The organism is Pseudomonas sp. PB103 (genome assembly GCF_009764635.1).
GTDB lineage: Bacteria > Pseudomonadota > Gammaproteobacteria > Pseudomonadales > Pseudomonadaceae > Aquipseudomonas.
Genome location: NZ_RWIL01000068.1, coordinates 40081 through 53480 on the forward strand (window position 1 = coordinate 40081; position 13400 = coordinate 53480).

Below are 13400 nucleotides of genomic sequence, written 5' to 3' on the forward strand. Positions count from 1 at the left end.
TTTTATGCTTGACGCACTTTCATCAGTTTCCTCAGCAACGGCCGCCCGAGCATCAACAAAAACACCGGTCCCCCCACCAGCAGATAAAAGTAATACGTCACCACCCGCCAGATCAGAATCGCCGCTGCTGCAGTCGATTTCCCCACCATCGGCGCCAACAGGGCCGCCGAGGTCAGTTCCGCCGCCCCCGCGCCACCTGGCAACAGACTGAACTGCCCGGCGCCGAGCGAAAGCATCTGCACCAGAAAACTCCACGCCCACTGCAAGTCTGCGCCCAGCCCGCGCAGGGCCAGATACAGCACGCTATAGCGCAGCAGCCAATGCACGCAGGTCAGGGCGAACACCTTGGCAAGGGTTTGCCAGGGCAATTTCAACGTGTCGGTAAACGCGGCGAGAAAGTGCAGCAGCTTGCGCGCCCAACGGCGACGGGTACCGGGCTTGACGTTCCTCCTCGCCAACAGACGCCCGCTCAGCCGGATCAGGGCGCGGTGGTAACGTGCCAGCAACACGCAACTGAACAGGCCGCCAAACAACGACACGGCGCTGACCATCAGCAGCCATTCGAGGCGATCGCTGAGGTGCTGGAACAGCGCGTAAATCAGAATCCCACTCAACGCACAGAGAAAGAACAGCAAATCGCTGAGCTGGTCCATGGCAAACACCGCACTGCCACGCGCCGGACGTACGCCGCTGCGCGCCAGTAACGCCATGATCGTCAGCGGCCCGCCACTGCCGCCGGGTGTGGCGCAATAGGCGAACTCAGCGGCCATGACCACGCCGAGACTTTTCAGTGGCGTGACGCGCTCGCGCTGATCGCCGAGCAACAAGCGTAAACGCAAGGTATTGATGCCCCAGCAGAGCAGGATCATGCCGAACATGACCAGCAGCCAGTGCAGCGGAAAACTTTGCAGACGCGCCCAGATTTCGCCGCCGCCCAGCACCACCGGGATCAGCACTGCCGCGAGCAAGCCGATCAGTAACAGAATGCCGCGACTCATGCGACGTGTTCCAGTTGACCGCGCTGTTGTGCCAGCCAGTTGATTTTGCTCATCGGTACGCGTCCATCCGCCAGCAGTTGTTGAAGAGTGTGCAGCCAATAATCACGGGAAAAACGGTGACGCATGTCCACGGGGTGCAAGCCTAGCCGAATCACCGGCGCCTGGCGCCAGCGCTGTTGCCGCTGCTCGCTGAGCATTTTTGACAGGCCTCGACGCCAGGCACTGCGGGCGCTCCAGACCAGACCGGGGGCCGGTATGGGGGTGAAGTCCGGCAGAAGATAAAGATGTTGCGGGTCACTGGTGTAACTCAGCGGCAATTGGCGCAAGGCTTGGCGGGTGCCGTCGCTCATCAGCCAGGCCGGGGCGACGAAACCGTGTAGTGGCCAGTTGTGGCGCTGGAACACTTCGATACCGGCGCGCAGGCGGGTCAGGGCGGCGTCGTGGGACAACCGATAGAACTCGCCTTCGTGGGTATAAACGCGGCGCATGAACCAGTCTCGCGGGGTGTGCGGGCCGGGTTCCTGATCGTCATGGTAATAACCGTGCAGCGCCAGTTCATCACCGCGTGCCACGCGTTCGCTGAGCATTCGCGAAAACGCCGGATGAGCGTCGAGCGTGTCGTGGCGGTGGAAGTCCGGCACGACCAGCCACGTCATCGGCACGTTGCCCAGGGCGTCGATCGCTTCGACAAACGGCTGGTAATCCGCCCACGTCGAAGGTGCTACATCGTGCAGCACCAGCAACACGGCGGGTTTGGCGAGGGGCTCAGCCATTGGCAACTCTGGGCAACGAATCACCGAGCACGGCGTGATAGTGACCCAGCAGGCTGTCCACTACCGTGTCCCAGGCGTAATGTTGGTCGACATGTTGGCGGGCTTGCTGGCCAAGCCGGGTGTTGCCACGGCTGAATAGCTCACGCACCGCATTGGCCATCGCTTGCGGGTTGTTCGGCGTGCAAAGCAGGCCGCACGATTCATTGACGATTTCGGTAAACGCGCCAGCCGCGACGGCCACCACCGGAATGCCGCAGGCCATGGCTTCAAGAATCACCAGGCCGAAGGTTTCCTGATCGCCGGCATGCAGCAACGCATCGGCACTGGCCATCAATTGCGCGACCCGTGGGGCCGGGCAGAACTCATCGATGACACTGACGTTGTCCGGCACCACGGCGGGCATCGACGAGCCAACCAGCAACAGGTGATAACGCGGGCCCAGCCGCTGCATGCATTTGAGCAGCACCGGCAGGTTTTTCTCTTTCGAGCCTCGTCCAGCGAAGATCAGCAGGCGCGTGTCTTCGGCGAGGCCCAACTCGGCGCGCAGATTGCGGTCGCCAGCGTGCGGATGAAAAATTTGCAAATCGACGCCCAGCGGTTGCACGAAGACATTGCGTACGCCGAGGCTGCTGAGCTTGTCGGCCATGACTTGGCTTGGCGCCAGCACTCGATCGAAATTGCCGTAGAGCTTGGTGACGTATGCTTCGACATTCGGCGTGAGCCAATGGCCCATGCGATTGCCGACCAGCAGCGGCAGGTCCGAGTGATAGAAGCCGATCACAGGCACATCGAGTTGCCGCCGCGCATCAAGCGCGGCCCAGGCGGTCAGATAAGGGTCACCGACTTCGATCAGATCGGGCTGTAAATCCTGCAGGACGTTTCGCCAAGGCGCGAGGCGCAGCGGGAAGCGATACCCTTTGCCGAAGGGCAGGGCAGGGGCGGGAACCGTGTAAACGCCGTCGTCTTCGCCGAAATGCGCACCGGGGATCAACAGGCTGTGACGAATGCCAGGCTTAAAGCCGAGGCGACGATGTTTGGCATCCAGATACGTCCGTACGCCACCGCTGGCCGGGGCGTAGAACATGGTGATGTCGGCGATGTGCACGGTGATCAACCCTCCGCTGCGTGGTTCTCCCTTGGTTGACCTTTATCAAGAATAGATGTTCGGTCGGGATTGCGCGGTAGAGCCCCTCACCCTAACCCTCTCCCGGAGGGAGAGGGGACTGACCGAGGTGTCTGGGCTTGATTCATCGACCTGAACGTCTTCAGTCGAACTCAGGTTTTGAACAGCATGAAGATCGGCTCCCTTTCCCCCTCGCCCCTCTGGGGGAGAGGGCTGGGGTGAGGGGGTAGGCTTTTGATCTTAAATCCGGAAACTACCCACAAGCTGTTTCAACCGCGAAGCCTGCTGCTCCAGATCCGAACAAGCCCGCAACGTCGCCTGCAGGTTCTCCACGCCTTCCTGGTTCAGCGTGTTGATCTCGGTGATATCAACGTTGATCGACTCGACAACGGCGGTCTGCTCCTCGGTCGCCGTGGCCACCGACTGGTTCATCCCGTCGATTTCGCCAATGCGCTGCGTCACGCTGTTCAAGCGTTCCCCGGCAAGGTTGGCGATCTCCACGCTGTCCTGACTGTGGCGCTGGCTGTCGCTCATAGTACTCACCGATTCACGGGCGCCGACTTGCAGCTCCTCAATCATTGTCTGCACCTGTTGCGCAGATTCCTGGGTGCGGTGGGCGAGGTTGCGGACTTCATCTGCGACCACCGCGAAACCACGGCCAGCCTCACCGGCACGCGCCGCTTCGATCGCCGCGTTGAGCGCCAGCAGGTTGGTTTGCTGGGAAATGCTGGTGATCACTTCAAGAATCTGACCGATGTTCACGGTTTTGCTGTTCAGCGACTCGATGTTGCTGCTCGACGCGCTGAGCATGCTCGACAGCTGGTTCATTGCCTTGATGCTGCGATCCACCACCTGCTGGCCGTCTTCGGCGAGGCCGCGTGCATCACTGGCCTGGTTCGACGCCTGTGCAGCATTGCGGGCGATTTCCTGGGCGGCGGCGCCGAGCTGATTGATCGCAGCGGCCACGCTGCTGGTGCGCGAGGCTTGCTGATCGGAGTTGTACATCGACGAGTTCGACGCGGCGACCACGCGCAGCGCCACTTCGTTGACCTGGCCGGTGGCTGACGACACTTCGCGGATCGAACTGTGGATACGCTCGACGAAACGGTTGAAAGCGGTACCCAGAATGCCGAATTCATCGTTATTGACGATGGTCAGGCGTTTGGTCAGATCGCCTTCACCGTCGGCGATGTCTTCCATGGCACGGGTCATCACGTGCAGCGGCTGGATCAGCAGGCGGATCAGCATGCCGAGCAACGCGATGATGATCGCCACGGCGATGATTGTCGCAATCACTGCCGAGGTGCGGAACTGGCTAAGCATCGCGAACGCCTGGTCTTTATCAACCGACAATCCGATGTACCAGTTCACCGACGGCAGGCCTTTGATCGGCGCGAAGGTGACGATGCGGGTCTTGCCATCAACGGTGACTTCACTGAAATCGCTGCTGATGCGCGGGGTGTCCTGTGGATAGGCTTCCTTGAGTGATTTCATCACCAGGGCCTTGTCCGGGTGCACGAGGATCTTGCCGTCGGCGCTGACCAGGAACACATAACCCATGCCGTCGAAATCGCGGGCGGCGAGGGTATCGACCAGCGATTGCAGGCTCAAGTCGCCGCCGACCACGCCGACGCTCTGACCGGCCTTTTTCGAGGCGGTGGCGATGGAGATGATCAGTTGCCCGGTGGCGGCGTCGATGTACGGTTCGGTCAGGGTCGAGGTGCTGCTGCTCTCGGCACCTTTATACCAAGGGCGCACGCGCGGATCGAAACCGTCCGGCATTTTCGTGTCCGGGCGAATGGTGAAGTGCCCGGTGGCATCGCCCAGATAAGTGGCCATGAACGTCGAAGTCAGGGTCTTCTGTTCCAGCAGGCTGGCGACGTTGGCCGGTTCCGGGTTGATGGCGATGTTCTGGGCGGCGTTTTCGATCAGCAGAATGCGACCGCTGAGCCAGGTCTGGATATTGCCGGCGGTGACCTCGCCCATTTCGTTGAGGTAGTTGTTCAGGTCATCGCGGATTGCGTTGCGCTGTAGCCAGTCGTTGTACAGCGTAAACGAGGCGAAGGCGGCGATGACGATGAGGGCGGCGGCAAGCAAAATTTTATGGCTGAAGCGCAGATTTTTGTTCATGGCTTGGGGTTCCGCTAAGGTCTTAATGTCCTGGGCGTGCTTTTATAAAGGCGCGCAATATGGGCAAAGGTGAATGCAAACTGATATTTCCGACTCTCCTTAGGGAAATGTCCGACCGACTTTTCAGTCAGGTTCACGCTTTATCTATCGGCCAAAGTGAATCAAAGATTAACCATGGGTGACAAAATGCCTGACTCATCGCAACTCGTAATCGGCGCCGATCTCACCGCGCAACCGATTGGTCAGGCCATGCGCCTGGCGAACCGCCACGGCCTGATCGCCGGCGCGACCGGTACCGGTAAAACCGTCACCTTGCAGCGTCTGGCCGAAGCGTTCAGCGACGCCGGTGTCGCGGTTTTCGCCGCTGACATCAAGGGTGACCTGTGTGGCCTCGGTGCTGCCGGCAACCCGCAGGGCAAGGTCGCCGAGCGCATCGCCGGGATGCCGTGGCTCGACTACAAGGCGCAGGCGTACCCGGTGACCTTGTGGGACATCCACGGTCAGTCCGGTCATCCATTGCGCACAACGTTGAGTGAAATGGGCCCGCTGTTGATCGGCAGCCTGCTGGAACTCACCGACAGCCAACAGGCGGCGTTGTATGCCGCTTTTAAAGTGGCCGATCGCGAAGGGTTGTTGCTGCTGGACCTGAAAGACCTGAAGGCGCTGCTCAATCACCTCAAGGACAACCCGCAAATGCTCGGCGAAGACGCCGCGCTGATGACCACCGGTTCCAGTCAGGCGCTGCTGCGCCGTCTGGCGACGCTGGAACAGCAGGGCGCCGAAGCCCTGTTCGGCGAACCTGCACTGCAACTCGAAGACATCTTGCAACCCGCCGCCGATGGGCGTGGACGGATTCATCTGCTCGATGCCAGTCGTCTGGTGCATGAGGCGCCAAAGGTCTACGCAACGTTTTTGCTGTGGCTGCTGGCGGAGTTGTTCGAACAGCTACCGGAGCGCGGCGATGCCGACAAACCGCTGCTGGCGTTGTTTTTCGATGAAGCGCATTTGTTGTTTGGCGATACGCCCAAGGCCTTGCAGGAGCGTCTGGAGCAAGTGGTGCGGTTGATCCGCTCGAAAGGCGTTGGCGTGTATTTCGTCACGCAATCGCCGGCAGACTTGCCGGATGATGTGCTGGCGCAACTGGGCCTGCGCGTGCAGCACGGCTTGCGCGCATTCACCGCCAAGGAGCAGAAATCCCTGCGTGCAGTGGCGGACGGCTTCCGGCCGAATCCGGCGTTCGACACGTTGGCGGTGCTGACCGAGTTGGGCATCGGCGAGGCATTGGTCGGCACGCTGGCCGAGAAGGGCACGCCGGAGATGGTCCAGCGTGTGCTGGTGGCACCGCCGCAATCGCGGATCGGGCCGCTGACGGAAACCGAGCGTACGCTGCTGATCGCCGGGTCGCCGTTCAAGGGGCGCTATGACAAGCCGATCGATCGTGAATCGGCGTACGAAATCCTCATGGGCCGCAAAGGCCTGGCACCTGAGGCCGAAACCGCCGACGCAAAACCCGCGCCTGAAGAGCCAAGCCTGGCCGACAGGGCCGGAGAATTCCTCGGCACAGCCGCCGGCCAGGCACTGAAATCAGCCATGCGCCAGGCCGCCAACAATTTGGGCAAACAACTGGTACGCGGCCTGATGGGCTCTTTATTAGGCGGCAGCAAACGCCGCTGAAAGTAAAGATCGCAGCCTGCGGCAGCTCCTACAGGAGTTAATGTAGGAGCTGCCGCAGGCTGCGATCTTTTGACCTTGCTTCAGGTTTTGTCTTTGGCGTGTGCCGCCAATCGTTCCAGCGCCGCGCGTAACCCCGGATCACTGATCCCGTCGGCTGTCGCCTGAATTGTCGCCGCGGCATCCGTCGACAAATCCATCGTATTGCCAACCACCGCGCGCTGCACCGTCGGCGGCTGCACTTTGAACAGAATCCGCGTCAAACTGGCGAACTCGTCAAACATCTGCAATTGCCGCTGCAAGCGTTTTTGCTGATAGCGCAGGCGCGTGGCCCAGTGGCCATCGGTGACAATCAGCAACAAACTGCCCTCACGCCACGAGGCGACATGGCAATGTTCACGGGCGGCAGGTTGCAGTTGGCTTTCGAGCAGACGCTGCAAATGCCCCAGTCGCTGGGCATGGCCGAGAATGGCTTTGAGCGGCTTGGCTTCGCGCAGGAGAACGGCGGGTGCTCTGGCCGTAAGAGGGCGAAATGCCATGATTGAACACCTGAAGTAACAGAAACGCCATGGTAGCAGAAAGGCCGAAATCACTCGCCCATTGCTTTTGCCCCCGCTTTACCCATTAAATCAACGACTAACTTCTGCCTTTTATGACTTGAAGTTGAGCAAAACGCCCCTATTTTAAGTGAGCCCCGTCAAAGCGCAGTGCCAGCATCGTGGAACATCGCCACTTTCCTCACTTCCGTTTCCGGGTAGAATGCTCGTTCGCATGCGGCCATGAGGGCTGCACGGGCGACGCTCACGGGGCCGCCCTCCATCCCTTTAGTGTGGAAGATCCTGCCGATATGTTTGCGCCTTTGTTAAAGAAACTTTTTGGAAGCAAGAACGAGCGTGAAGTCAAACGCATGCTCAAGACGGTGCAGCTCGTCAATGCCTTCGAAGAGCAAATGGTGGCCCTTTCGGACGATCAATTGCGCGCCAAGACCGCTGAGTTCAAGGCCCGCATCGCCAAAGGGGAAACCCTCGACAAGCTGTTGCCAGAAGCCTTTGCGGTCGCCCGCGAAGCCGGCAAGCGCATCATGGGTATGCGCCACTTCGACGTACAGCTCGTCGGTGGCATGACCTTGCACGAAGGCAAGATCGCCGAAATGCGCACCGGTGAGGGTAAAACCCTCGTGGCAACCCTGGGCGTTTACCTCAACGCATTGTCCGGCAAGGGCGTGCACGTTGTGACGGTGAACGACTACCTGGCGCGTCGTGACGCCAACTGGATGCGCCCGCTGTATGAATTCCTCGGCCTGACCGTCGGCGTCGTGACGCCGTTCCAGCCGCCGGAAGAGAAACGTCTGGCCTACGCCGCCGACATCACCTACGGCACCAACAACGAATTCGGTTTCGACTACCTGCGCGACAACATGGCGTTCAGCATGGAAGAAAAATTCCAGCGCGAACTCAACTTTGCCGTGATCGATGAAGTCGACTCCATCCTCATCGACGAAGCGCGTACCCCGCTGATCATTTCCGGTCAGGCCGAGGACAGCTCCAAGCTGTACATGGAGATCAATAAGCTGATCCCGCAGCTGGAACTGCACGTTGAAGAAGTCGAAGGCGAAGTCACCAAGGCTGGCCACTACACCGTTGACGAGAAGACCCGTCAGGTCGAACTCAACGAAGCCGGTCACCAGTTCATCGAAGACATGCTCACCCGCGTCGGCCTGCTGGCTGAAGGCGAGAGCCTGTACTCGGCGCATAACCTGGGCCTGTTGACCCACGTCTATGCCGGTCTGCGTGCGCACAAGCTGTTCAACCGCAACATCGAATACATCGTGCAGGACGGCCAGGTCGTACTGGTCGACGAACACACCGGTCGTACCATGCCCGGCCGTCGTTTGTCCGAAGGCCTGCACCAGGCCATCGAAGCCAAGGAAGGTCTGAACATCCAGGCCGAGAGCCAGACCCTGGCCTCGACCACGTTCCAGAACTACTTCCGTCTTTACACCAAGCTGTCCGGCATGACCGGTACCGCTGACACCGAAGCGTTCGAATTCCACCAGATCTATGGTCTGGAAGTGATGGTCATTCCGCCGAACAAACCGTTGGCGCGTAAAGACTTCAACGACCTGGTGTTCCTCACCGCCGAAGAGAAGTACGCGGCGATCGTTGCCGACATCAAGGAAAGCATGGCGGCCGGCCGTCCGGTGCTGGTGGGTACGGCGACCATCGAAACTTCCGAGCACATGTCCGCATTGCTCGTGAAGGAAGGCATCGAACACAAGGTTCTCAACGCCAAGTTCCACGAAAAAGAAGCCGAGATCATCGCGCAGGCCGGTCGTCCGGGCGCACTGACCATCGCCACCAACATGGCCGGTCGTGGTACTGACATCCTGTTGGGCGGCAACTGGGAAGTTGAAGTCGCGTCGCTGGAAGACCCGACGCCTGAGCAGATTGCCCAGATCAAGGCCGACTGGCAGAAGCGTCACCAGCAAGTGCTGGAATCCGGCGGTCTGCAGGTGATTGCTTCCGAGCGTCACGAGTCGCGCCGTATCGACAACCAACTGCGTGGCCGTGCCGGTCGTCAGGGCGATGCCGGTTCGAGCCGCTTCTACCTGTCGCTGGAAGACAGCCTGATGCGCATCTTCGCTTCTGATCGAGTGAAGAACTTCATGAAAGCCCTGGGCATGCAGCCGGGCGAAGCGATCGAACACCGCATGGTGACCAACGCGATCGAGAAGGCGCAGCGCAAGGTTGAAGGCCGTAACTTCGACATTCGTAAACAACTGCTCGAGTTCGACGACGTCAACAACGAACAGCGTAAAGTGATTTATCACATGCGTAACACGTTGCTGGCCGCTGACAACATCGGTGAAACCATCGCCGACTTCCGTCAGGACGTACTCAACGCCACCGTCAGCGCCCACATTCCACCGCAATCGCTGCCAGAGCAGTGGGACGTGGCCGGTCTGGAAGCGACGATTGCCAGCGACTTCGGCGTGAAACTGCCGATCCAGCAATGGCTCGACGAAGACGATCACCTGTACGAAGAAACCCTGCGCGAGAAGCTGATGGCTGAGCTGATTGCCGCGTACAACGAGAAAGAAGACCAGGCGGGTGCCGAGGCACTGCGCTCCTTCGAGAAGCAAATCGTTCTGCGCGTGCTGGATGACCTGTGGAAAGACCACCTGTCGACCATGGATCACCTGCGTCACGGCATCCACTTGCGTGGCTACGCCCAGAAGAACCCGAAGCAAGAGTACAAGCGCGAGTCGTTCACGCTGTTCTCCGAGCTGCTCGATTCGATCAAGCGCGACTCGATCCGTGTGCTGTCGCACGTTCAGGTTCGCCGCGAAGATCCGGAAGCCGAAGAGCAACGTCTGCGTGAGGAAGCTGAAGCACTGGCCGCCCGCATGCAGTTCGAACACGCTGAAGCGCCAGGTCTGGAGCAACCGGAATTGCTCGGTGAAGAGGTCGATGTGGCCCTCGCCGCCGCACCGGTTCGCAACGAGCAGAAGCTGGGCCGCAACGAACTGTGCTACTGCGGTTCGGGCAAGAAATTCAAGCATTGCCACGGGCAGATTCAGTAAAACCCGTTTCAATCGCTGAAATACCCGCGCCGCGACCGGCTCCTGCCGTCGCGGCGTTTTGCCATTTAAATCACCGCCGCATCGATTGGCGGTGCTGACATCATTGAGTAAGGAGCGCATTCATGGCTGTTGGTCTTGGTCCTTTGCCAACGTTGCACCCGGTTGCCGGTTTTGAACTCGGTATCGCCTCGGCCGGCATCAAGCGCCCCGGGCGCAAAGATGTCGTTGTGATGCGCTGCGCCGAAGGCTCGACCGTGGCGGGCGTGTTCACCTTGAACGCCTTTTGCGCTGCGCCGGTGATTCTGGCGAAGAAGCGCGTACAGAACGCCGTGCGTTATCTGCTGACCAACACCGGCAATGCCAATGCCGGTACCGGCGAGCCTGGCCTGGCCGCTGCCGAACGCACCACCGCCAAACTGGCGGAACTGACCGGCGTTGCTGCCGAGCAGATTCTGCCGTACTCCACCGGTGTGATCGGCGAGCCACTGCCGGTCGAGAAGATCGAAGGCGCACTGCAAGCTGCGCTGGACGACTTGTCGGAAAACAACTGGGAAGCGGCCGCCACCGGCATCATGACCACCGACACCCTGCCGAAGGGCGCCAGCCGCCAGTTCGAGCATGACGGCGTGACCATCACCGTTACCGGCATCAGTAAAGGCGCGGGCATGATCCGCCCGAACATGGCGACGATGCTCGGCTACATCGCCACTGACGCCAAAGTCTCCCGCGACGTGCTGCACAACCTGATGCTCGACGGCGCCAACAAATCGTTCAACCGCATCACCATCGACGGCGACACCTCGACCAACGACTGCTGCATGCTGATCGCCACGGGCAAGGCTGCACTGCCGGAAATCACCCGCGCCGAAGGCGAGTTGTTCGCCAAACTGAAGCAAGCGGTATTCGAAGTGTGCATGGACGTCGCCCAGGCCATCGTGCGTGATGGCGAAGGCGCGACCAAGTTCGTCACCGTTGAAGTGAATGGCGGCGGCAACCATCAGGAATGCCTGGACGTTGGCTACACCGTGGCACACTCGCCGCTGATCAAGACCGCGCTGTTCGCCTCCGATCCGAACTGGGGCCGGATTCTGGCTGCCGTCGGTCGTGCCGGCGTGCCGGATCTGGACGTAAGCAAGATCGACGTGTTCCTTGGCGAGGTGTGCATCGCCAGCCGTGGCGCGCGTGCGGCGACCTACACTGAGGCGCAGGGTTCGGCGGTGATGCAGCAGGAAGAAATCACCATCCGCATCGAACTGGGTCGCGGCGATTGCAGCGAAACCATCTGGACCACCGACCTGTCGCATGAATACGTGAAGATCAACGCTGAATACCGCACTTGATCTAAAAGGTGGAGCGGGCTGCCGGCCTCATCGCGGGCAAGCCCGCTCCCACAGGGTTCTGTGGTGTACACAAAATTTGTGAGCGACCTCAATCACTGTGGGAGCGGGCTTGCCCGCGATGACGGACGAACAGACGCCAGACATTCTGGATTGTTTCCCTGACAAGAAGGTATTCACCCATGTCCCTGCACCTGATCATCGGCGACAAACTGCTTTCCTCCTGGTCCCTGCGCGCCGCCCTGGCGCTGGAACTGACCGGCGCACCCTATACCGAAGAACTGATCAAGCTCGGCAAGCCCGACACCCGCGAGCTGCTGCTCAAGCATTCGCCGACCGCCAAGGTCCCGCTGCTGCAAACCTCGCGTGGCACTGTCGCCGATTCGCTGGCCATCGCCGAATACCTCGCTGAACAGTTCCCGTCCGAGCAGCTCTGGCCGAGCGATATCTTCGCCCGTGCGCAGGCCCGATCCGCTTGCGCACAAATGCACAGCGGCTTCTTCGCCATGCGCAATCACATGCCGTTCAACCTCAATCACGATGCGCCGCTCAGCCCGGTGCCGCCAGAAGTGAAGGTCGACATCGAACGCATGCTCGCGCTGTGGGCCGAATGCCGTGCCGCCGCCACCGAGAGCGGGCCGTATTTGTTCGGCCGGGTGAGTCTGGCCGACGCCTTCTTCGCGCCGATTGCTGTGCGCCTGCGTACTTATCAAGTGCAACTGCCGGCCGTCGACCAAGCCTATGTTGAAACCGTCTACCAATGGCCCGCGTTCAAGGCGTGGCAAAAGGCTGGACTGGAGGAATTGAATCCGTGAAACGCGTACACGTCGCCGCCGCCGTCATCCGTGACGACAGTGGCAAAATCCTCATCGCCCGCCGCGCCGACACTCAGCATCAGGGCGGTCTGTGGGAGTTTCCCGGCGGCAAGGTCGAGGCTGACGAGACAGTCGAAACCGCGCTGGCCCGTGAGCTGCACGAAGAGCTGGGCATCGTCGTTGGCGCCGCCCGACCGCTGATCAAAGTGCGTCACGATTACCCGGACAAGCAAGTATTGCTGGATGTCTGGGAAGTGTCGGCTTTCACCGGCGAGCCGCATGGTGCCGAAGGCCAGCCATTGGCCTGGGTCACGGCGAAAGAACTGGCGAACTACGAGTTCCCGGCAGCCAATCAGCCGATCGTGGCGGCAGCGCGTTTGCCGGCTGAATACCTGATCACCCCGGAAGACCTGGAGACCCCGGCGTTGCTGCGCGGTATCCAGAAGGCGATTGCCGGCGGGATCAAGTTGATTCAGCTGCGTGCGCCGAATGGCTATGACCCCAAGTATCGCGATCTGGCGGTCGATGCGGCCGGCCTGTGTGCGGGCAAGGCGCAGTTGATGATAAAAGGGCCCTTCGAATGGCTCGGCGATTTCCCGTCTGCCGGATGGCACATCACCTCCGCACAATTGCGTAAATACGCAGCGGCGGGGCGTCCGTTGCCGGCGGAGCGTTGGTTGGCGGCGTCGTGCCACAACGCTGAGGAACTGGCGCTGGCCGAGCAGATGGGCGTGGATTTCGTCACGCTGTCGCCGGTGCAGCCGACGTTGACGCATCCGGATGCGCAGCCGTTGGGCTGGGAGCAGGCTGGGGCGCTGATCGAAGGCTTCAGTAAACCGGTGTTTCTGTTGGGCGGTGTTGGCCCGGTGGAGCGCGAAAAGGCCTGGGGCGTTGGTGCACAGGGTGTGGCGGGGATTCGCGCATTCTGGCCTGATTCTCTGTAAAGGCTGCAGGCCTCATCGCTGGCAAG

At 60.7% G+C, this 13400-nt stretch carries 10 protein-coding genes and 1 pseudogene; 5 read left to right on the forward strand and 6 right to left on the reverse strand.

The genetic code is table 11. The annotated features are described in order from the left end of the window. Positions 1-2 precede the first annotated feature (2 nt). The 5 genes and pseudogenes from EJA70_RS12890 to EJA70_RS31380 form a co-directional block, all read right to left on the reverse strand. A complete protein-coding gene (locus EJA70_RS12890; protein WP_158831151.1) occupies positions 3-998 on the reverse strand; it encodes a lysylphosphatidylglycerol synthase transmembrane domain-containing protein in 996 nt (331 codons plus the stop codon). Continuing rightward, the gene (locus EJA70_RS12895) at positions 995-1771 is read right to left on the reverse strand and encodes a DUF2334 domain-containing protein (RefSeq protein ID WP_158831153.1); all 777 of its coding nucleotides are present in this window, start codon (positions 1769-1771) and stop codon (positions 995-997) included. Before EJA70_RS12895 ends, EJA70_RS12890 begins: the two co-directional genes overlap by 4 nt. Next, a complete protein-coding gene (locus tag EJA70_RS12900) occupies positions 1764-2855 on the reverse strand; it encodes a glycosyltransferase family 1 protein (protein WP_178116856.1) in 1092 nt (363 codons plus the stop codon). Before EJA70_RS12900 ends, EJA70_RS12895 begins: the two co-directional genes overlap by 8 nt. Positions 2856-3134: 279 nt before the next feature. Then, on the reverse strand, positions 3135-3899 hold the full coding sequence (locus EJA70_RS31375) for a methyl-accepting chemotaxis protein (protein ID WP_371043227.1): 765 nt from the start codon (positions 3897-3899) through the stop codon (positions 3135-3137). 93 nt (positions 3900-3992) lie between these two features. Beyond that, positions 3993-5024 (reverse strand): annotated as a pseudogene (locus EJA70_RS31380) (cache domain-containing protein); the annotation flags it as partial. Between the two features lie 186 nt (positions 5025-5210). On the opposite strand from EJA70_RS31380, the gene EJA70_RS12910 reads away from it, so the two are divergent. Then, positions 5211-6698: a helicase HerA-like domain-containing protein gene (locus EJA70_RS12910; RefSeq protein WP_158831159.1), complete on the forward strand. Its 1488-nt coding sequence runs from the start codon at positions 5211-5213 to the stop codon at positions 6696-6698. A gap of 80 nt (positions 6699-6778) precedes the next feature. Here the strand turns inward: EJA70_RS12910 and EJA70_RS12915 are convergent, their stop codons facing one another. After that, positions 6779-7234 (reverse strand): DUF721 domain-containing protein, encoded by a 456-nt coding sequence (locus EJA70_RS12915; RefSeq protein ID WP_008080387.1) that lies wholly within the window; start codon positions 7232-7234, stop codon positions 6779-6781. A gap of 308 nt (positions 7235-7542) precedes the next feature. On the opposite strand from EJA70_RS12915, the gene secA reads away from it, so the two are divergent. The 4 genes from secA to EJA70_RS12935 all read left to right on the forward strand — a co-directional run bounded on the left by secA (position 7543) and on the right by EJA70_RS12935 (position 13374). Continuing rightward, the gene (secA, locus tag EJA70_RS12920; protein ID WP_158831161.1) at positions 7543-10278 is read left to right on the forward strand and encodes a preprotein translocase subunit SecA; all 2736 of its coding nucleotides are present in this window, start codon (positions 7543-7545) and stop codon (positions 10276-10278) included. A 122-nt stretch (positions 10279-10400) separates the two neighbouring features. After that, a complete protein-coding gene (gene argJ / locus EJA70_RS12925) occupies positions 10401-11618 on the forward strand; it encodes a bifunctional glutamate N-acetyltransferase/amino-acid acetyltransferase ArgJ (protein ID WP_008080378.1) in 1218 nt (405 codons plus the stop codon). A 179-nt stretch (positions 11619-11797) separates the two neighbouring features. Next, positions 11798-12430 carry a glutathione S-transferase family protein gene (locus tag EJA70_RS12930; protein WP_008080377.1) on the forward strand — a complete coding sequence of 211 codons (633 nt, stop codon included), beginning with the start codon at positions 11798-11800 and terminating at the stop codon, positions 12428-12430. Next, complete coding sequence (locus EJA70_RS12935; RefSeq protein ID WP_158831163.1) at positions 12427-13374, forward strand: Nudix family hydrolase; 948 nt, start codon at positions 12427-12429, stop codon at positions 13372-13374. Before EJA70_RS12930 ends, EJA70_RS12935 begins: the two co-directional genes overlap by 4 nt. The last annotated feature ends 26 nt before the right edge of the window (positions 13375-13400 follow it).

What these genes read in the sequence shown, in the direction of transcription:
- EJA70_RS12890 (WP_158831151.1), bottom strand. Translation starts at nt 998, where the DNA reads ATGAGTCGCGGCATTCTGTTACTGATCGGCTTGCTCGCGGCAGTGCTG.
- EJA70_RS12895 (WP_158831153.1), bottom strand. Translation starts at nt 1,771, where the DNA reads ATGGCTGAGCCCCTCGCCAAACCCGCCGTGTTGCTGGTGCTGCACGAT.
- EJA70_RS12900 (WP_178116856.1), bottom strand. Translation starts at nt 2,855, where the DNA reads ATGTTCTACGCCCCGGCCAGCGGTGGCGTACGGACGTATCTGGATGCC.
- EJA70_RS31375 (WP_371043227.1), bottom strand. Translation starts at nt 3,899, where the DNA reads ATGTACAACTCCGATCAGCAAGCCTCGCGCACCAGCAGCGTGGCCGCT.
- EJA70_RS12910 (WP_158831159.1), top strand. Translation starts at nt 5,211, where the DNA reads ATGCCTGACTCATCGCAACTCGTAATCGGCGCCGATCTCACCGCGCAA.
- EJA70_RS12915 (WP_008080387.1), bottom strand. Translation starts at nt 7,234, where the DNA reads ATGGCATTTCGCCCTCTTACGGCCAGAGCACCCGCCGTTCTCCTGCGC.
- secA (WP_158831161.1), top strand. Translation starts at nt 7,543, where the DNA reads ATGTTTGCGCCTTTGTTAAAGAAACTTTTTGGAAGCAAGAACGAGCGT.
- argJ (WP_008080378.1), top strand. Translation starts at nt 10,401, where the DNA reads ATGGCTGTTGGTCTTGGTCCTTTGCCAACGTTGCACCCGGTTGCCGGT.
- EJA70_RS12930 (WP_008080377.1), top strand. Translation starts at nt 11,798, where the DNA reads ATGTCCCTGCACCTGATCATCGGCGACAAACTGCTTTCCTCCTGGTCC.